The 17,592-nt window shown below is 59.9% G+C and carries 19 protein-coding genes; 9 read left to right on the top strand and 10 right to left on the bottom strand.

Annotated features, from left to right (window positions below; all coding sequences use genetic code 11):
* Positions 1-71 precede the first annotated feature (71 nt).
* From ACJSDX_RS05230 to ACJSDX_RS05205, 6 genes are all read left to right on the top strand, one after another.
* Positions 72-926: a 3',5'-nucleoside bisphosphate phosphatase gene (locus ACJSDX_RS05230; protein WP_407993802.1), complete on the top strand. Its 855-nt coding sequence runs from the start codon at positions 72-74 to the stop codon at positions 924-926.
* Between the two features lie 12 nt (positions 927-938).
* On the top strand, positions 939-1,568 hold the full coding sequence (locus tag ACJSDX_RS05225) for an L-threonylcarbamoyladenylate synthase (RefSeq protein ID WP_407993801.1): 630 nt from the start codon (positions 939-941) through the stop codon (positions 1,566-1,568).
* Positions 1,568-2,209: a site-2 protease family protein gene (locus ACJSDX_RS05220; protein ID WP_407994010.1), complete on the top strand. Its 642-nt coding sequence runs from the start codon at positions 1,568-1,570 to the stop codon at positions 2,207-2,209. The genes ACJSDX_RS05225 and ACJSDX_RS05220 overlap by 1 nt, the downstream gene beginning before the upstream one ends.
* 142 nt (positions 2,210-2,351) lie before the next feature.
* On the top strand, positions 2,352-3,152 hold the full coding sequence (locus ACJSDX_RS05215) for a segregation and condensation protein A (RefSeq protein WP_407993800.1): 801 nt from the start codon (positions 2,352-2,354) through the stop codon (positions 3,150-3,152).
* Between the two features lie 3 nt (positions 3,153-3,155).
* The gene (scpB, locus tag ACJSDX_RS05210; protein ID WP_407993799.1) at positions 3,156-3,710 is read left to right on the top strand and encodes an SMC-Scp complex subunit ScpB; all 555 of its coding nucleotides are present in this window, start codon (positions 3,156-3,158) and stop codon (positions 3,708-3,710) included.
* Positions 3,711-3,779: 69 nt separating this feature from the next.
* Positions 3,780-4,946, top strand: a complete 1,167-nt coding sequence (locus tag ACJSDX_RS05205) for a pseudouridine synthase (protein ID WP_407993798.1) — start codon at positions 3,780-3,782, stop codon at positions 4,944-4,946.
* 21 nt (positions 4,947-4,967) lie between these two features.
* Here ACJSDX_RS05205 and ACJSDX_RS05200 read toward each other — a convergent pair whose 3' ends face one another.
* From ACJSDX_RS05200 to ACJSDX_RS05180, 5 genes are read right to left on the bottom strand one after another with little or no spacing between them, the layout of a single operon-like run.
* Positions 4,968-5,330 (bottom strand): YidH family protein, encoded by a 363-nt coding sequence (locus ACJSDX_RS05200; protein WP_309566762.1) that lies wholly within the window; start codon positions 5,328-5,330, stop codon positions 4,968-4,970.
* 12 nt (positions 5,331-5,342) lie between these two features.
* Entirely contained in the window at positions 5,343-6,242 is a 900-nt protein-coding gene (prmB, locus tag ACJSDX_RS05195; RefSeq protein WP_309566763.1) for a 50S ribosomal protein L3 N(5)-glutamine methyltransferase, read from the bottom strand.
* Positions 6,239-7,366 (bottom strand): succinyl-diaminopimelate desuccinylase, encoded by a 1,128-nt coding sequence (gene dapE, locus ACJSDX_RS05190; RefSeq protein WP_407993797.1) that lies wholly within the window; start codon positions 7,364-7,366, stop codon positions 6,239-6,241. Before dapE ends, prmB begins: the two co-directional genes overlap by 4 nt.
* The gene (locus tag ACJSDX_RS05185; RefSeq protein WP_407993796.1) at positions 7,363-7,713 is read right to left on the bottom strand and encodes an ArsC family reductase; all 351 of its coding nucleotides are present in this window, start codon (positions 7,711-7,713) and stop codon (positions 7,363-7,365) included. Before ACJSDX_RS05185 ends, dapE begins: the two co-directional genes overlap by 4 nt.
* Before the next feature lie 40 nt (positions 7,714-7,753).
* Complete coding sequence (locus ACJSDX_RS05180) at positions 7,754-9,889, bottom strand: putative bifunctional diguanylate cyclase/phosphodiesterase (RefSeq protein WP_407993795.1); 2,136 nt, start codon at positions 9,887-9,889, stop codon at positions 7,754-7,756.
* Positions 9,890-9,916: 27 nt separating this feature from the next.
* On the opposite strand from ACJSDX_RS05180, the gene ACJSDX_RS05175 reads away from it, so the two are divergent.
* Positions 9,917-10,315 (top strand): hypothetical protein, encoded by a 399-nt coding sequence (locus tag ACJSDX_RS05175; RefSeq protein ID WP_407993794.1) that lies wholly within the window; start codon positions 9,917-9,919, stop codon positions 10,313-10,315.
* Between the two features lie 113 nt (positions 10,316-10,428).
* Here the strand turns inward: ACJSDX_RS05175 and dapD are convergent, their stop codons facing one another.
* The 5 genes from dapD to xseA all read right to left on the bottom strand — a co-directional run bounded on the left by dapD (position 10,429) and on the right by xseA (position 15,913).
* On the bottom strand, positions 10,429-11,253 hold the full coding sequence (dapD, locus tag ACJSDX_RS05170; RefSeq protein ID WP_287111087.1) for a 2,3,4,5-tetrahydropyridine-2,6-dicarboxylate N-succinyltransferase: 825 nt from the start codon (positions 11,251-11,253) through the stop codon (positions 10,429-10,431).
* Between the two features lie 88 nt (positions 11,254-11,341).
* A complete protein-coding gene (locus tag ACJSDX_RS05165) occupies positions 11,342-12,184 on the bottom strand; it encodes a M48 family metallopeptidase (RefSeq protein ID WP_407993793.1) in 843 nt (280 codons plus the stop codon).
* 86 nt (positions 12,185-12,270) lie between these two features.
* Entirely contained in the window at positions 12,271-14,148 is a 1,878-nt protein-coding gene (locus ACJSDX_RS05160; RefSeq protein ID WP_407993792.1) for a potassium transporter Kup, read from the bottom strand.
* Positions 14,149-14,246: 98 nt separating this feature from the next.
* Positions 14,247-14,582: a TfoX/Sxy family protein gene (locus ACJSDX_RS05155; RefSeq protein WP_407993791.1), complete on the bottom strand. Its 336-nt coding sequence runs from the start codon at positions 14,580-14,582 to the stop codon at positions 14,247-14,249.
* A gap of 134 nt (positions 14,583-14,716) precedes the next feature.
* Positions 14,717-15,913: an exodeoxyribonuclease VII large subunit gene (xseA, locus tag ACJSDX_RS05150; protein ID WP_407993790.1), complete on the bottom strand. Its 1,197-nt coding sequence runs from the start codon at positions 15,911-15,913 to the stop codon at positions 14,717-14,719.
* 136 nt (positions 15,914-16,049) lie between these two features.
* Between xseA and ACJSDX_RS05145 the strand changes: the two genes are divergently transcribed.
* Both ACJSDX_RS05145 and cysM read left to right on the top strand, forming a co-directional pair.
* Entirely contained in the window at positions 16,050-16,550 is a 501-nt protein-coding gene (locus ACJSDX_RS05145; protein WP_407993789.1) for a disulfide bond formation protein B, read from the top strand.
* A gap of 53 nt (positions 16,551-16,603) precedes the next feature.
* Positions 16,604-17,491, top strand: a complete 888-nt coding sequence (cysM, locus tag ACJSDX_RS05140; protein ID WP_287111095.1) for a cysteine synthase CysM — start codon at positions 16,604-16,606, stop codon at positions 17,489-17,491.
* Positions 17,492-17,592: the final 101 nt, after the last annotated feature.

Here is a 17,592-nt window from a genome sequence, read left to right as displayed (position 1 = left end):
AGGTTTTAAGTTGATGCGGTATTTTGCTATGATTCGGCAAGACTAACAAGCTGTACTGCCAACCCGCATCCATGCCATCCCTTATCGACTTGCATAGTCACTCCACGGTTTCTGATGGATTGCTCGCGCCGGAGGCGCTGGTGGCGCATGCCGCGGAGCAGGGCGTGAAGGTATTATCCCTGACGGATCATGACGATACGGCAGGCCTGGCGGCGGCTGCCAGCGCGGCGGCCGGGCACGGCATGCAGTTCATCAACGGGGTGGAAATTTCCGTCACCTGGCGCAGGCGCACCATCCATGTCGTGGGTTTGCGGGTGGATCCGGACTATGCCCCGTTGCGCGACGGGCTTGAAAAAATCCGCGCAGGACGCCATGTACGTGCGGAAGGCATTGCCGCCAGCCTGGAGAAATTCGGCATCAGCGGCAGCCTGGAGGGCGCCTACGTCCATGCCGGACAAGGCATCATCGGACGCGCGCATTTTGCGCGTTACCTGATCGAGCAAGGATACGCCTCCAATATGAAGAGCATATTCAAGCGCTACCTGGTCAAGGGCAAGCCAGGCTATTTCGAGCATCACTGGGCCACGCTGGAGGAGGTCGTCGCCTGGATCAACGGCAGCGGCGGCATGGCGGTGCTCGCGCATCCCGGCCGCTACGATATCGGGCGAAGCAATATGCTGTTATTGTTGGAGGAGTTCCGCAACCTGGGCGGCGAGGCGATCGAGGTCGTCACCGGCAGCCATACCGCGGACCAGTTCCAGGAGTACGCGAAGCTTGCGCATATGTTCGGCCTCAAGTCCTCCATGGGTTCCGATTACCACGGCCCGGGCCATGGCTATATTGAAATGGGCCGGCTGCCGGATTTGCCGCGCGGCTGCATCCCGGTCTGGCAGGATTGGCCGGAAACCCGATCGCTTAACAGTTAAGGTAGAGTCAAGTTGGCGCAATATTTTGTTATTCATCCTGAAAACCCTCAGACGCGTCTGATCAACCAGGCGATTGCCATCCTGCGCGATGGCGGCGTGATCGCCTATCCCACGGATTCCAGCTATGCGCTTGGCTGCATGCTGGGCAACAAGGACGCGCAGGACCGCATCCGCGCCATCCGCGGCGTGGACGACAGCCATCATTTCACGCTGGTCTGCCGCAACCTGGCCGAGCTTTCCACCTATGCCCAGGTGGACAACAGCCAGTTCCGACTGCTGAAAGCCAATACGCCTGGGCAATATACCTTTATCCTCAAGGCCACGCGCGAGGTGCCGCGCCGCCTGCAGCATCCCAAGCGCAGCACCGTGGGCCTGCGCGTGCCGCAGCATGCCGTCACCCTGGCATTGCTGGAAGAGTTGAATGAGCCGATGTTGAGCATGACGCTGCAACTGCCTGGAGATGACGCGCCCCTCAATGAAGCCTGGGAAATCCGTGACCAGCTGGAACACCAGGTGGAACTGGTGATCGATGCCGGCGCATGTTCGATCGACCCGACCACGGTGATCGACCTGACGGCGGAAAGCCCCAGCCTGATCCGCCTGGGTGCGGGCGATCCCGCGCCGTTCGGATTGGAGGCATGATGGAGCTCACGCTGATCCAGAAAATCGCGATCTATGCTTTGCCGGTGATTTTCGCGATTACCGTGCATGAGGCGGCGCATGGCTACATCGCGCGCTATTTCGGCGACACCACTGCGGAAAGCATGGGCCGCATCACGCTCAACCCGATCAAGCATATCGACCCGGTCGGGACTATCCTGGTCCCGGCATTGCTGGTGTTTTCCGGCACCGGTTTCCTGTTCGGTTGGGCCAAGCCGGTGCCTGTCGATTACGCGCGCCTGCGCAACCCCAAGCACGACATGCGCTGGGTGGCGGCTGCAGGCCCTGCGTCCAATTTCCTCATGGCGATTTTCTGGGCGATGGTCTACAAGTTTGCCACCACCATCTCGGGCGATTTCGCCATGCCGCTCAGCCTGATGGGGCAGGCCGGCATCCTGGTCAACGTGGTGTTGATGGTGCTCAACCTGCTGCCATTGCCGCCGTTGGATGGTGGCAGGATTGCGGTCAGCCTGATGCCCAACCAAATGGCGTACAAATTTGCCCAGGTCGAGCGCTACGGCTTTATCATTCTGCTGGTATTGATGTTCACTGGCGTGCTGTCCAAGATCATGATGCCCTTCATCATGATCTTGCTGGCGATGTTCGCTGGTATTTTCAGCTGAGCTATCGAACCAAGAATCAGCAGATCAACAATCACCACACCAAAAATCACCAAGGAGGCTGTATGGCGATGCGGATTGTGCTCTGGTACTGGCCTGACGCCACGGCTTGCCTGCGAGCTGCCCATTGAGGGCCGTGTGAGCAATGGCGACGCAACTTGCATTCGATGTGCGCATCTATGGCGAACAGCTGGACGCCATCCCGCAGGATCTCTATATCCCGCCTGACGCGCTCGAAGTCTACCTGGAGGCTTTCGAGGGCCCGCTGGACCTGCTGCTGTACCTGATCCGCAAGCACAATCTCGATATCCTCGATATCCCCATGGCGCAACTGACCCGCCAATACATGGAATATGTCGAGAAAATGCGCGAGAGCAAGCTCGAGCTGGCGGCGGAATATTTACTCATGTCGGCGATGCTGATCGAGATCAAGTCGCGCATGCTGCTGCCCAAGCCGGAGAGCATCGAGCAGGAAGAAGACCCGCGCGCCGAGCTGGTGCGCCGGCTTATGGAATACGAGGCGATCAAGCTGGCGGCGGAGCGGCTGGACGCCTTGCCGGTGGCCGGCCAGGAAATCCAGGTGGCGCGCGCCTATTACGAACATATTGCCGAGACGGTCTGGCCCGAGGTCAGCTTCGACGAGCTGATGGCTGCCTGGCAATCGGTGCTCAAGCGCGCGAGCCATTTCCAGCACCACAAGGTCGGTCGTGCCGAGCTTTCGGTGCGCGAGCACATGAGCCTGGTATTGCGCCGCCTGCAGCAGGAATCGCTGGTGGAGTTCACTGCCTTGTTCGATATAGAAAACGAAGGCCTGCCTGCACTGGTGGTGTATTTCCTTGCCATCCTCGAGCTGGCGCGCGAGGGCCTGGTACGCATCACCCAGCAGGAACCTTTCAGCCCGATTTACCTGCAGGCGGCAGACATGCCGCTGGTGAGCGTCAACTAAGCCATGAGCGCATCGCAAAACATCAGCGAAATGAAGCAGGTGCTCGAGGCCGTGTTGCTGACGGCGGGTGAGCCCCTGTCTCTGGACATGTTGTTGCGCCCGTTCGAAGGCCGCATGGAGCGCGCCACCTTGCGCATGCTGCTAGACGAGCTAAGGCAGGAGTGGCAGGGCCGCAGCATGGAGCTGGTGCAGGTGGCGAGCGGCTGGCGCTTCCAGGCGCGCGCCGACCTTGCCCCCTTTATCGCCCGCCTCAATCCCGAGCGGCCGATGCGCTATTCGCGCGCCGCCCTTGAAACGTTGGCGATCATCGCCTACCGCCAGCCGGTCACGCGCGGCGATATCGAGGAAATCCGCGGCGTGGCGGTCAACCCCAATATCATGCGCCAGTTCCTCGAGCGCAACTGGATCGATGTCGTCGGGCAGCGCGACGTGCCGGGGCGGCCTTCGCTCTATGCGACCACCAAGACTTTCCTCGATGATCTTGGCTTGCGCTCCTTGTCCGAACTGCCGCCCATCCAGCATTTCACCCAGCAGGAAATTCCGCTCGATATCGGATAATCTGCGCCAGGGCGGCGGAATGAACGCGCTCTGGCTTATAATACGCGCAATACTCTCAAGGTCGATTCCATGGCACGCCCGTTCAAGCAACAACGCAATCCCCGCAATACCTCTCCTGCCAAGCCTGCAGCGGCAGATCCCACTGCTGTGCCGCAAAGGCTGCACAAGCTCCTGGCTCTGGCCGGCCTGGGTTCGCGCCGCGAAATGGAAACCTTGATTGCCAGCGGCCGCATCACCATCAATGGCAAGACCGCGGAAGTTGGCGCCAGCGTGGTGCCCACCGACGTGGTGCGCCTGGATAGCCGTCCGCTGCACCTGCCGTTCGAGCCGGAATTGCCGCAGGTATTGCTGTACCACAAGCCGGAGGGCGAGATCGTGAGCCAGGACGACCCGGAAAAGCGCGCGTCCGTGTTCGACAAATTGCCGCGCATCCGCAACGGCAAGTGGATCGCGATCGGCCGCCTGGACATGAACACGTCGGGGCTACTGATCTTTACCACCTCCGGCGAGCTGGCCAACCGCTTCATGCATCCGCGCTATGAAGTAGAACGGGAGTACGCCGTGCGTATTTTCGGCGAATTGACCGACGGCGAGATGGCGCAGCTCACCTACGGCATCGAGCTGGACGACGGCCCGGCCAATTTCGATAGCATCCGCCCGCAGGGCGGCGAGGGCGCCAACCACTGGTACGAGGTGATCCTGCGCGAGGGCCGCAACCGCGAAGTGCGCCGCTTGTTCGAGGCGTTCCAGAAACCCGTGAGCCGCCTGATCCGTGTGCGCTTCGGCCCGGTCAACCTGCCGCCCCGCCTCAAGCGCGGGCAGATGCTGCACCTGGGCGTCAAGGAAGTCACCGGGCTGATGGAGTGGGCCGAGCTGGCGGTGCCCAAGGGGCCTGCGCGCCAGCTTACTCCGCGTGAGAAGGAAAAGCTGGGCAAGGTGTTTACCCCCAAGGCGAAAAGGTCGCGCTTTGATGCCGAGGCCGGCCTCGAAAGCAGGGGGCCGAGGCGTGTGACCAAGACGCGTGAGGAGGGAATCCGGCAGGAACTGGAAAAGCAGCAACCAGTCCGCAGGTCGCGTTCCCGGCATGGCGCCGTCGAGCCTGAGGAAGCGCAACGTCCTGCAAGGCCGCCCAAACAGGCTGCCAAGCCTGCGCGCAAACCGGCAAACCGCCGTATTCGGCAGGCTGCAGATATCGCGCCGGCAAAGCAGCCCGCAGGCAAGCGCGCGAAGCGCTAGGGCAAGGTTGTGAACAAGCTCTTAGAACAGCAGCAAGTCGACAGCAAGCAAGCTGCCGGCCAACGCCACTGCAATGGCCAATACCGAGGATAGCCAGGGCAAGGCTAGCTGAGGGACATCCTCGGGCGGCAATGTTTGGACGTAGCGGCGATGGTTGTACTGCGCGCAGAGAATCACGGCCGCGCCGCTGAGGACAAGCAGCAGGCCGAGCAGGTCGGAGAGCCAGCGGTGCGAATTGAGGTGTTCCACCTGGCCGGGCGCCAGCAGGGTGAGGAACAGGCCGAAGCGCGCCACGACGAACCCAAGCGCCATGAGCGTCAGGCCTGAACGCAGCCATGCCAGCAGGGTGCGTTCGGCGGCGAAGAATACTCTTGGGTCTGACACGGATGATCCTGTTTAAGGCAATTGTTCTTTGGTCAGCAGGAAGACGAATTCGTTGCCCGAGTCCACCTCCAGCCAGGTAAACGGCAAATGGGGATACGCCTCCAGCAATGCGTCGCGGTTGTGGCCGATTTCCACTACCAGCAGGCCGTTGTCGTTCAGGTGCTTCTTGGCTTCATGCAGCAGGGTTTGGGTGTGGTCCAGCCCCGCGGCGCCGCTGCCCAGCGCGATCTGCGGCTCGTTGCGGTATTCCTGCGGCAACAGTTCCATGGATGGCGCGTCCACATAGGGCGGATTGCTGATGATGAGGTCGTAAGTCTTGCCTTGCAGGTTGCTGAACATATCGGACTCCACGGCGCTGATCTGGTCTTCCAGGCCGTAGTTGCGGATATTGATGTTCGCCACCGCCAGCGCGTCGGGGGAGATGTCCACGACGTCGATCTGGGCGTTGGGGAAGGCATTCGCGAGCAGCACGCCAAGACAGCCGCTACCGGTACAGATGTCAGCGGCGCTTTCCACCATTTCCGGATATTCGACCCAGGGGTTGAGGCTGTCCTCCAGCAGTTCGGCAATGAAGGAGCGCGGTACGATGACGCGTTCGTCCACGTAGAACTTGAAGCCCTTGAGCCATGCCTCGTTGACCAGGTAGGCGGTCGGGGTGCGGTCGGTGATGCGGCGGCGGATCAGCTCTTTCAGGCGGGTGCGTTCCGGCGGCAGCAGGCGCGCATCCAGGAAGTTGTCCAGGGTGTCGTGCGGCAGGTGCAGTGACGACAGGATCAGCCATACAGCTTCGTCATAGGCATTGTCGGTGCCGTGGCCGAAAAAGATGCTGGATTCTTCGAAGCGGCTGACGGCGAAACGCAGCCAGTCGCGGATAGTGTGGAGTTCTTCAGTAATACCGGGGAATCTCATCATTTCAATAGCGCTTCCAGGGTGAGCTTGTATGCATGCTGCAGGGGTTCTATGTCCGCGACGGCAACGCACTCGTTGAGTTTGTGGATGGTCGCGTTGAGCGGGCCGAATTCGACGATCTGGGCGGCAATGTCAGCAATGAAGCGGCCGTCGGAGGTGCCGCCGCTGGTGGAAAGCTCGGGCGTGACGCCGAAAGCCTGTTCAATCGCGGCCGAAATGGCAGTGACCAGGGAGCCTTTCGGCGTCAGGAACGGTTTGCCGGAAAGCTCCCAGGCCAGGTCGTAGTCCAGCTGGTGGCTGTCGAGGATGGCATGGACGCGCTGCTTGAGGCTTTCGGCGGTGCTCGCGGTGGAAAACCTGAAGTTGAACAGTATCTCGACTTCGCCGGGCACGACGTTGGTGGCGCCGGTGCCGCCATGGATATTGGATATCTGCCAGGAGGTAGGCGGGAAGTATTCGTTGCCTTCATCCCATACGGTGTCGGCCAGCTCCTTGATCGCAGGCGCAGCCATATGGATCGGGTTCTTCACCAGGTGGGGGTAGGCGATATGGCCTTGTATCCCCTTGACGGTCAGCCTGCCCGAGAGCGAACCGCGGCGGCCGTTCTTGATCATGTCGCCGCCGACCTTGCTGGAGGTCGGCTCGCCGACGATACAGTAATCGATCAGCTCGTTGCGCGCCTTGAGGGTGTCGACCACCTTGACGGTGCCGTTGACTGCCACGCCTTCTTCATCCGAGGTGATGATGAGGCCGATCGAACCAGGGTGGTCGGGATGGTCTGCCACGAAGGCTTCGATTGCGGTGATGAAGGCCGCCAGCGAGGTCTTCATGTCGGCAGCGCCCCGGCCGTACAACATACCGTCCTTGACGGTGGGTTCGAACGGCGGGGTATGCCATTGCTCTACGGGGCCGGTAGGGACGACATCCGTATGTCCGGCAAACACCAGCAACGGGCCGGTATTGCCGCGACGTGCGTAGAAATTGTCTACATCGCCGAAGCGCAGGCGTTCAACGGTGAAGCCCAACGGCTCCAGGCGGGAGATCAGCAGCGCCTGGCAGCCTTCGTCGCTGGGAGTGACGGATTGGCGGGCAATCAGGTCCTTGGCTAGCTCCAGCGTCCTGCTCATGTATTGAACAGCTTGGCATAAGCTGCCTCGGTGAAGCCTAAGCTGAGCACCTGTTCGTCCTTGACCAGCACCGGACGCTTGATGACGGAAGTCTTTTCCTGCATGAGCCGGATGGCGGAAGCGTCGTCGGTAACCGCCGCCTTTTCCGCCTCGCTCAAACCGCGCCAGGTCATGCCTGCCCGGTTCACCAGCTTTTCCCACTCCACCTGGCTAAGCCAGTGCTTGAGCGTTTCTTCACTGATGCCGGATTTCTTGAAATCATGGAATTCGTAAGCAACGCCGTGCTCGTCCAGCCAGGTGCGCGCTTTCTTCACCGTATTGCAGTTGGGGATACCGTAGAGCTTCATGTATATGCATCTTGATGACTATGGATCCCTGCATTTTACACTAGCGCACCGGAGTGAGGCCGTCGGCTGTGACCGCATATGCGGACCACGCGATTTCTTCAGGCGAAGTTTTATCCGGTCGCGATGCGAACTTGCTGGACATCAGGAACTCGATCAACTGGGCCTGATGCACGGGGTTGGCACAGAAAAATCCTTGGATTTCGTTGCATTCCAGGGACAGCAGCGCATTGCGCTCGTCCTCGTTGCTTACCTGTTCCGCCGCCACCTTGAGGTTCTGGGTGTGCGCCAGTTCAATGATCGCGCCGGCAATGGCACGGGTTTTCTGGTTGCTGATGAGTGCATGGGTAAAGCTGCGGTCCAGCTTGAGCGCTTTCAGGCCCAGGTGCTGTATGTAGGGCAGGCTAGAAAAGCGCGTGCCGAAATTTTCCAGGCTGATCTTGAGGGTGATGGCCGGCAGCTGTTTGAGCAGGTCGGTGTAATGCTCCGGCTGTTGCATGAAATCCGACTCAGCCACTTCCAGGATCAACGCGTCGGCGGGCAGCCTGAAGTGGCTCAGCTTGGCCGCGACCTGTCGCTGAATATCGGGAAAACGCAATTGCATGGAAGTGAGCGGCAGGTAGACCGGCACATGGATGCGCTGCTGGCGCAATGTATTTACGATGCGGTAGCTTTGTTCCAGCACCCAGGCATTGATGTCATCGATCAGGCCGATGTTTTCCGCCATGGGGGCGAAGGTGGCGGCGGGGATGGCGCCTTTGGTCGGATGCAGCCAGCGGGGTTGTATTTCCAGCCCGGTGATGGTGTTGCCGATGATGTCCATGCGCGGTTCGAAGTAGAGCACCATTTCCCCATTCTCGATCGCGTGGCGCAGCTCCTGCCGGGTTTCCAGCAGGTCGAAGGAAGAGGGTTCCAGCCGGTCGTCGAACAGGCGGAAACCATGGTTGTCGCTGGGCTGCACGCGGTGCATGGCAGCTTCGGCATAAGTCAGCAGCCGATCGGCATCACCGTGCTTGGGGTACAAGGACAGCCCGGCCCTGGCTTCGAGCGTGATGTCATGGCGGTCGATGCGGAATGTGGTGTTCAGCGACTGCATGATTCTTTCCATGACAGGCATGATGTCATGTTCGTGCTTGATGTCCTCGAAGAGGACGAGAAACTCTTCCGATCCGTTGTAAGCCGCCATGTCGCAACCGCGAATGGTGTCCTGGATGCGCTTTGCCGCCGAGCGCAGGATTTCATCGCTGATATGCTGGCCTAATTCCTGTTTGATCAGCTTCAGGTTGTCGAGCTTGATGATGGCGACGGCCAGTGCCGTGCCGAGCCTTGCAGTGCGGCGGACACCAATACTCAGGTGATGTTGGAAATAGCGGTGGTTAGGGAGCTGGGTCAGGTTATCCAGCATGCTCATGCGGCTGAGCTTGTCCTGCGTGTCTGCATGCAACCAATTGCCCTTGTCGCGGTGGCGCGAATCCACGATGGTCAGGATGGCGGCAAGCAGGATCAGGGTACAGATGCCCAGGGCGATAATCACCGAAAACAAGCCGGGCTGCGATGTGGATGCCGCGGTCAAGACAACGTGAGGCGGAATCTCGACTGCAGCCATCGCGGTAAAGTGAGTGCAGGCAATACCGCCCGCCATTATCGTGGCAGCGTAAAGCTGCGAGCTGAGGCTGGACTTCCTGGATTGGTGGTCATGTAACATGCGGGCCAGTGCCAGTATCGAGATGGCGATGGCAATGCTGACGGATAATGCCAGCAATGTCTTATTGTAGGTGATCTCGGGATACATCTGCATGGCATGCATGCCGGTGTAGTGCATGCCGCTGATGCCCAGCCCCATCACCACTCCGGCAACAATCAGCATCTGCAGCTTGAGGCCGGGCCTGCTGGCGATATCCAGCGCGAGCCATGAGACGCTGACGGCAATCAGCCAGGACAATACGGTGTCGTCGAGCATGGACTCCATCGGAGTAGGCAGGGACCATGCGAGTATGCTGATGAAGTGCATGGCCCAGATGCCCGAGCCCATGGCGACGGCTCCCAATCCCATCCACGCCTTGGCGGATCGGCCTTGATTGCGGACAACACGATTGGTGAACATGAACGCAGCCATCGATGAGATGAATGCAATCACAATCGAGAGCAGCACCAGTTTGTAATCGTAATCGCCTGTCATGGTTATCCTTATATCCTGCAAAAAAATGTGGATTTGATATCCATATGGCAACTTTTATGCCGTCGGGAAAGAACGGGACAGGGGATGGGGTGTTGGAATGGTTTTCTTGTATTTTTTTATATAAAACAGGGTCTTGTTTTTTTATTCTTTGAAGGTGACGCTGGATGGAAAACAATAAAAAAACCTGCCAGTGGCAGGTTTTTGTTGGAGCTTCGACGCCAGTGTCAGAATATTGACAGCTTGGCTAGAGGGTTTGGTTTAAATGCCACGCAGTGGTTCGTTGATGTCCACTTTAATACCGAAACTTTTGACTCCGGCACGGCTTGCGCCTTAACTTGGGCAGATGCCCAAGTTAGCCTTCACCGAAAAACGCTTGGTACTGCGATCGTTTTTACAGTACTTAAATGCTACGTAGCAACTCGTTGATACCAACCTTGCCAAACGTTTTTTGGCTACGGCCCGGCTTTGCCTTAACCCGGGCAATGCCCGGGTTAGCCTACACCGAAAGACCTTGGGAGCGCAGACTCAATTTCTCTTTGTTAAATACCACGCAATAGTTCGTTGATGCCCACTTTACCCAAGGTCTTTTCATCGACTTTCTTGACGATGACGGCGCAGTAGAGGCTGTAGCTGCCGTCCTTGGAAGGCAGGTTGCCCGATACAACGACAGAGCCTGACGGTACGCGGCCATAGGTCACTTCGCCGGTTTCGCGGTCGTAGATCTTGGTGCTCTGGCCGATGTAGACGCCCATGGAAATCACGCAGTTGTCTTCGACGATGACGCCTTCGACCACTTCGGAGCGCGCGCCGATGAAGCAGTTGTCGCCGATGATGGTGGGGCCGGCCTGTACAGGCTCCAGCACGCCGCCAATGCCTACGCCCCCGGAGAGGTGTACGTTCTTGCCGATCTGGGCGCAGGAGCCGACAGTGGCCCAGGTGTCCACCATGGTGCCTTCGCCGACGTAAGCGCCGATATTGACGTAGGAAGGCATCAGGACGGCATTCTTGGCAATGAACGAGCCACGGCGCACGATGGCGTTGGGCACCACGCGGAAGCCGCCAGCCTTGAAATCGGCTTCAGTGTAATTGGCGAACTTGGGGGGAACCTTGTCGAAATACTTGGTGACGCCGTCGTCGAGCAGGACGTTGTCTTCGAGGCGGAAGGAGAGCAATACGGCCTTCTTGATCCATTGGTGGGTTACCCAGTTCTGGCCGTCGGTGCGCTCTGCCACGCGCAGCTTGCCGCTATCGAGGTCGGCAAGCACGCTGAACACGGCATCCTTGATTTCTGCGCTGGCAGTGGATGGGGTAATCTCGGCACGACGCTCGAACGCGTCTTCGATAATGGTTTGCAAATTGCTCATCTAAGATTCCTAGGGATCGCTTGAGATAAAACCGCTATTTTACCTGAAAACGGCCCCATGGTTAGGCTTGGCAAGCATTTGAATTGCCTTATTTGCCTTGCTTCTTTGCCTGTTCGTACAGCGGCATCACGGAAGGGATCAGACGCTTGATGTCCGCCATGCGTGATTCGTCCGAGGGGTGGGTGCTGAGGATTTCGGGCGGTTTCTCGCCGCCTACCGCGCTCATTTTCTGCCAGAGGCTTAAGGCGGCATTCGGGTTGTAGCCCGCGCGGGCGGCAAGCTCGAGACCGATTTGATCGGCTTCGTGCTCCGCGGTGCGGCTGTTGGGCAGCGTCAGGGCGACCGCGGCGACAGTGCCGCCAACCGCGAGGGCCTGGACTGCGTTGTCGGCATTCTTGGTGCTGAGGCCGACGACTGCTGCCAAGCCCAGCAGGCCGTATTGCTGGGCCTTGGCGCGCGACATGCGCTCGCGCACGTGCTCGCGCAGCGCATGGGCGATTTCATGGCCCATCACGGCGGCGAGCTCGTCATCGGTGGGCTTGATCTGGTCGATCAGCCCGGTATAGACCATGATCTTGCCGCCCGCCATGCAATAGGCGTTGATCTCCTTGCTTTCCTGCACGTTGACTTCCCATTTCCAGTTCGGGGCATCCGGGCGAAATACGCCGACATGCGCAATCAGCTTATCGGCGATATTGCGGACGCGCTTGGTCTCGGCGCTGTTCGTATTCAGGAGTTTCTTGGATTGCGCGTCCTTGACGGTTTGCTGGTAGGCGAGGGCGGACTGTTCCACCGCTTCCTGCTCGGTGACGAGCCCGACGTATTGCTTGCGGTCGACGCCCACATTGCCGCTGCTGGTCGTGCTGACGGTGGTGCAGCTCGTAAGCTGGGCCAATGCCAGCGCAATCAATATCAGTCTGATGGATTTCATGTTTACAACCTTAATAAGCGGCTTGATGGCATCAATCGATATCGTATTTTAGACCGTGCCATGCTGAGCCGACAATCCATCCTTGCCTATATCGTGACTTGCGCGCCCAGTTCAATCACCCGGTTTGGCGGCAGCTTGAATTGATTGGTGATGCTATCCGCATTGCGGAATATGCCGACAAACAGCTTGTTCCTCCAGTAAGCCATGCCGGAAGAGCGGCTGGCAAACAGGGTTTCCTTGCCGATGAAGAACGAGGTGTCCATGGTGTCTAGCTCCAGGCCTAGCTGTTTGGTCAGCTCCAGGTCGCGAGGCAGGTCCGGGTCGTCCTTGAAGCCGTAGTTCACCGTGATGCGGTAGAAGCCATGGCGCAATTCCTCCAGACCCAGCCGGCTGCGCTCTGCAACGTAGGGGACGTCGGCAAAGTTGACCGTCAGCAGGATATTGCGCTCATGCAGTATCTTGTTGTGCTTGAGGTTGTGCAGCATGGCATGCGGGACGCCGTGAGGGTTGGGCGTCATGAAGATGCCGGTGCCCTGCACGCGCTGCGGCGGATGGGCACCGATGGCGTCAACGAAGGGTTCCAGCAGCATGGACTCGTTGCGCAGGCGTTCGAGCAGCAGGCCGCGCCCGCGCTTCCAGGTGGTCATCAGCGTGAAGATGACGATGCCGATCAGGATGGGCGCCCAGCCGCCATCGGGAGTCTTCAGGATATTGGCGCTGAAGAACGCGAGGTCGATGACGAGGAACAGGCCGATCAACGCCAGGGTGCGCGGCCAGCTCCAGCGCCAGATGCCGTGGAACACGATGCCGGCCAGCAGGGTGGTGAACAGCATGTTGCCGGTGACGGCAATGCCGTAGGCCGCGGCCAGGTCGCCCGATGAGCCGAAGCCGGCCACCAGCGCCATGACGGCGATCATCAGGCTCCAGTTGATGTAAGGCATGTAGATCTGGCCTTTTTGCTGCTCCGAGGTGTGCAGGATGCGCATGCGCGGCAGGTAGCCAAGCTGCAATGCCTGGGCCGAGATCGAGAACGCGCCCGAGATCACGGCTTGCGAGGCGATCACGGTGGCGAGCGTCGCCAGGCCGATCAGCGGGTAGAGCATCCATTGCGGGGCCATGAGGTAAAAGGGGTTCTTGATCGCTTCCACATCATGCAGCACCAGGGCTCCCTGCCCGAAGTAGTTCAATATCAAGGCGGGCAGGACGAAGCCGAACCATGCGTAGCGGATCGGCCTGGGGCCGAAATGTCCCATGTCGGCATAGAGCGCCTCCACTCCGGTGACAGCGAGCACCACGGAACCCAGCGCAACGAAGGCGATCCAGGGCGCGTTGATGAAGAACTGGATGGCGTAGAGCGGATTCAGCGCTTCCAGCACCCTGGGCTCATGCAGGATGTTGACGATGCCAAGTGCGGCTAAAGTGCCGAACCACAGCAGCATCACCGGCCCGAAGAGCGCGCCTGCCACAGCCGTGCCCTTGCTTTGCAGCCAGAACAGGGCGAACAGCACCGCCAGGGTAACGGGCACGATGAATTGGTCCAGTGCCGGTGCGGCCACCTCCACGCCTTCCACCGCCGACAGCACCGAGATTGCGGGCGTGATCATGCCGTCTGCGTAGAACATGCAGGCGCCGACGATGCCGGCATACATCACCAGGCGCTTGCGCTCGCCCTTGATATTGCGGCTTGCCAGCGCAAGCAGCGCCATGATGCCGCCTTCGCCGTTATTGTCGGCGCGCATCATGAACACGGTGTATTTCACCGATACCACCATGATGAATGACCAGAGGATCAAGGCCAGGATGCCGAAGACGTTGTCGTGCGTGAGCGGCACCGGGTGGGGGCTCACGGCAAATACTTCCTTCATGGTGTAGAGCGGGCTGGTGCCGATGTCGCCGAATACCACGCCGAGTGCCGCGAGGGCCAGGAGCGGGAGGGCCGGCTTGGTGGTGCCAGAGGATTGCATATGGCAGGCTCAGTGAAAAATTGCCGCCATTCTACGCCCCTTGCAAATGCTTAGATAGCGCATGCGATCGCGCCTGCTTTGCGAGAAATTGTGAAAGCTCAGCGTTTGCGCCCGCGCGCGGCGCGTAACGCGGCGGCATAGGCGAGGCGCGCCCAGTAGACGGCTTGTTCCGCTTCTTCGAGCATGTCGGCAGGCGCCTGGCAATAGGACATGGTGATCTCCTTTCCCTGCTTGGCGTAGCGAAAGGCGGGCAGGCCGAGTGTCTCGAACTCCTTGCGGTTTTCCGCATCGGCCTTGAGGTAGAGCGTATCGTCCGCGATCAGCGCGAACATCAGGCCGTCGTGGTAAATGCCATAGCCGCCGAACATGCGCTTGGCATGGATGGGGCCGAAACCGTGCAGCAATTCCTCCAGGTGGCTGATGAGCTCGTTCATGTCACCGGATGCTTGAGAGCGTAAGAATGACTAAAAAACTCAGCGCAGCGGTCCTGGCTAAGCGTTCTGCCGTAGGCAGTACAAGGTGTACGGCAAGGCAGGGCAACAACGCCAGGAGAGTTTTGTTGGCCATTCTAGGTGCTTTTGTCGCAGATTTCAGCCTGGGCGCTGCCTTTGCCCAGGGTGAGCTTGACCTGGTCGCCGGGAGCGAGTTGGCTGCTGTCCTGCACCAGCTCGCCATTCAGTTTTTCCACCAGTGCGTAGCCGCGCTGCAATACCGCGCTCGGGTTTAGGTGCGTCAGGCTTTGCTGCACTGCCTGCAAGTGCTGGCGCTGCCTCTGCAGCTGCCTGGCCATGGCCTGGGTCAGGCGCAGATGCAATTGGGACAGGTGCTGCCGCTTGTGCTCGGCCTGCTGCATGGGGGACAACAGCCTGCGGCTGAGATAGTCGAGGTGCTGGCTGCGCTGCTGGAGCAGGCTTTGCATGCTGCGCGCCAGGCGGTTGCGGTGTTGCTGCAGGTTGCGCAGCAGGCTGCCGCGGTCAGGCGTGGTCAGTTCCGCGGCAGCGGTGGGGGTGGGCGCGCGTACGTCGGCGACGAAGTCCGCGATCGTGAAGTCGGTCTCATGGCCGACGGCGCTGATCACCGGCAATGCGCAGGCATGGATGGCGCGCGCGACGACTTCCTCGTTGAACTGCCACAAATCCTCGATGCTGCCGCCGCCCCGGCACACGATGAGCACGTCGCATTCCGCGCGCTGGTCGGCGGCGCGGATGGCGGCGGCAATCAGCTTGGCCGCGCCCTTGCCCTGCACCGGCGTGGGGTAGATGACGACATTGACCGCAGGCATGCGGCGGCGCAGCGTGGTGAGCACGTCGCGCAAGGCTGCAGCGTCGGGCGAGGTGACGATGCCGATCTGGCGCGGGTGTGCGGGAATTGCGATCTTATGCTCCGCGGCAAACAGGCCTTCGGCGGCGAGCTGGTTCTTGAGCTTCTCGTAGGCTTCGAACAGGTTGCCCAGGCCTGCGCGCTGCAGGAACTCGATGGTAAGCTGGAAATCGCCGCGTGCCTCATAAAGCGTGACCACGGCCCGCGCCTCGACCTTGTCGCCTTCTCGCGGCGTCCAGTCCAGGTAGGCGTTGCGGCCGCGGAACATCACGCAGCGTACCTGGGCGCCCTGGTCCTTGAGCGAGAAATACCAATGCCCCGAGGCGGCCCGGGTCAGGTTGGAGATTTCGCCGCTGATCCAGAACAAGGGGAAGCTGGTTTCCAGTAGCTCGCGCGCCATGCGGTTGAGTTCGCTGACGCTGAGGATGCGCTGAGGGTCTGCCATATAGGGTTTATCTATTAGGTTTGTCTATTAAGGTTGTCTGGCGGCCGTGCCCGGGTGTCGCAGCATGGATTGGTGCTAACCGGGGTGTATCCGTTACAATTGCGGGACTTTCATTATAAGTGCTGGGGCTTTGTTTATGTGCAATAAGCTGTTTGCTGGGCGACGCGGGTATTTCCTCGGCTTCGTCGCCAGTTTCGGGCTGGTGGGCCTGGCCTTGTTCCTGCAGCAGAAATACAACCTGGAGCCCTGTCCGTTGTGCATCTCCCAGCGGATTGCATTCATGGTGCTGGGGGTATTGTTCCTGGTTGCCGCGCTGCACAATCCCGGCAGCCTGGGCCGCAAGGTATACGGCCTGCTGCACGTCATTGCCGCGGCGACCGGCATCGGCATCGCGGCACGCCATATCTGGATCCAGGCCAACCCGGACAAGGTAATGGCCGAATGCGGCGCGGGATTTGACTACATCATGGAAACCTTTCCGCTGAAAAAGGCGCTGGACCTGATCTTCAAGGGCACTGGCGAATGCTCGGCGATAGACTGGACCTTGTTCGGCCTGACCATTCCGCAGCTTTCGCTGGTCGCATTTGTCGGCCTGGGCCTGTTCGCCGTCTTGTTGGCCTTTCACAAGAAAGCCTGATTTGGAATTCCGGGCAGGCCAGCCAGGCGTGCCCAGCAACTGATTGAAACTACATGTATAAAACCCTGGATGATTTCGTAGGCAACACTCCCCTGGTCAAGCTGCAGCGCATGGCGGGCAAGACCAGCAACACCATATTGCTCAAGCTCGAAGGCAACAACCCTGCGGGCTCGGTCAAGGACCGGCCCGCGCTTTCCATGATCAAGCGTGCCGAGGCGCGCGGCGACATCAAGCCGGGCGATACCCTGATCGAGGCGACTTCCGGCAATACCGGTATTGCGCTTGCCATGGTGGCGGCGATGCGAGGCTACAAGATGGTGCTGGTGATGCCGGATAATCAGAGCGTGGAGCGCCGCCAGAGCATGAAGGCATATGGCGCCGAGCTGGTGCTGACGCCGCGCGACGGCGGCATGGAGCTGGCGCGCGACGTGGCGACCAAGCTGCAGGCGGAGGGCGAGGGCATCGTGCTCGACCAGTTCGCCAACCAGGATAATCCACTGGCGCATTACGAAGGCACCGGCCCGGAAATCTGGCGCGACACGGCAGGCAAGATTACGCATTTCGTCTCCAGCATGGGCACGACTGGCACTATCATGGGCACCTCGCGCTACCTCAAGGAACAGAACCCTGATATCCGCATCGTCGGCGTACAGCCTGACGAAGGCGCGCAGATTCCCGGTATCCGTAAATGGCCTGAGGAATACCTGCCCAAAATCTATGACGCCAAGCGCGTCGACGAACTGATGTACGTTAACCAGGAAAATGCGGAAAAAATCACGCGCAGGCTGGCGGAGGAGGAAGGCATCTTTGCCGGCATTTCCTCCGGCGGCGCCTTGTATGCGGCATTGCAGCTCTCCAAGCGCGTGGAGAATGCCGTGATCGTGTCCATCGTCTGCGACCGCGGCGACCGTTACTTATCCACCGGAGTGTTTCCTGCGTAGGTCGCACAACAATCCTTGCTTTACCGGGTGGCAAGCCCTGCGTCATCTTGCCGCCTTTCCTTTTTTTTCCGGTGTATTCGTTTATTGCTGCCTCGCATTTC

It is taken from the genome of Methylobacillus draconifructus, assembly GCF_045984355.1.
Classification (GTDB): Bacteria; Pseudomonadota; Gammaproteobacteria; order Burkholderiales; family Methylophilaceae; genus Methylobacillus; species Methylobacillus flagellatus_A.
This window is presented reverse-complemented; position numbering and strand designations above follow the sequence as displayed.

What these genes read in the sequence shown, in the direction of transcription:
- ACJSDX_RS05180 (WP_407993795.1), bottom strand. Translation starts at nt 9,889, where the DNA reads ATGACAGGCGATTACGATTACAAACTGGTGCTGCTCTCGATTGTGATT.
- scpB (WP_407993799.1), top strand. Translation starts at nt 3,156, where the DNA reads ATGAGCGCATCGCAAAACATCAGCGAAATGAAGCAGGTGCTCGAGGCC.
- xseA (WP_407993790.1), bottom strand. Translation starts at nt 15,913, where the DNA reads ATGGCAGACCCTCAGCGCATCCTCAGCGTCAGCGAACTCAACCGCATG.
- ACJSDX_RS05165 (WP_407993793.1), bottom strand. Translation starts at nt 12,184, where the DNA reads ATGAAATCCATCAGACTGATATTGATTGCGCTGGCATTGGCCCAGCTT.
- ACJSDX_RS05215 (WP_407993800.1), top strand. Translation starts at nt 2,352, where the DNA reads ATGGCGACGCAACTTGCATTCGATGTGCGCATCTATGGCGAACAGCTG.
- dapE (WP_407993797.1), bottom strand. Translation starts at nt 7,366, where the DNA reads ATGAGCAGGACGCTGGAGCTAGCCAAGGACCTGATTGCCCGCCAATCC.
- ACJSDX_RS05145 (WP_407993789.1), top strand. Translation starts at nt 16,050, where the DNA reads ATGTGCAATAAGCTGTTTGCTGGGCGACGCGGGTATTTCCTCGGCTTC.
- ACJSDX_RS05155 (WP_407993791.1), bottom strand. Translation starts at nt 14,582, where the DNA reads ATGAACGAGCTCATCAGCCACCTGGAGGAATTGCTGCACGGTTTCGGC.
- ACJSDX_RS05185 (WP_407993796.1), bottom strand. Translation starts at nt 7,713, where the DNA reads ATGAAGCTCTACGGTATCCCCAACTGCAATACGGTGAAGAAAGCGCGC.
- ACJSDX_RS05230 (WP_407993802.1), top strand. Translation starts at nt 72, where the DNA reads ATGCCATCCCTTATCGACTTGCATAGTCACTCCACGGTTTCTGATGGA.
- ACJSDX_RS05220 (WP_407994010.1), top strand. Translation starts at nt 1,568, where the DNA reads ATGGAGCTCACGCTGATCCAGAAAATCGCGATCTATGCTTTGCCGGTG.
- ACJSDX_RS05205 (WP_407993798.1), top strand. Translation starts at nt 3,780, where the DNA reads ATGGCACGCCCGTTCAAGCAACAACGCAATCCCCGCAATACCTCTCCT.
- cysM (WP_287111095.1), top strand. Translation starts at nt 16,604, where the DNA reads ATGTATAAAACCCTGGATGATTTCGTAGGCAACACTCCCCTGGTCAAG.
- prmB (WP_309566763.1), bottom strand. Translation starts at nt 6,242, where the DNA reads ATGATGAGATTCCCCGGTATTACTGAAGAACTCCACACTATCCGCGAC.
- ACJSDX_RS05160 (WP_407993792.1), bottom strand. Translation starts at nt 14,148, where the DNA reads ATGCAATCCTCTGGCACCACCAAGCCGGCCCTCCCGCTCCTGGCCCTC.
- dapD (WP_287111087.1), bottom strand. Translation starts at nt 11,253, where the DNA reads ATGAGCAATTTGCAAACCATTATCGAAGACGCGTTCGAGCGTCGTGCC.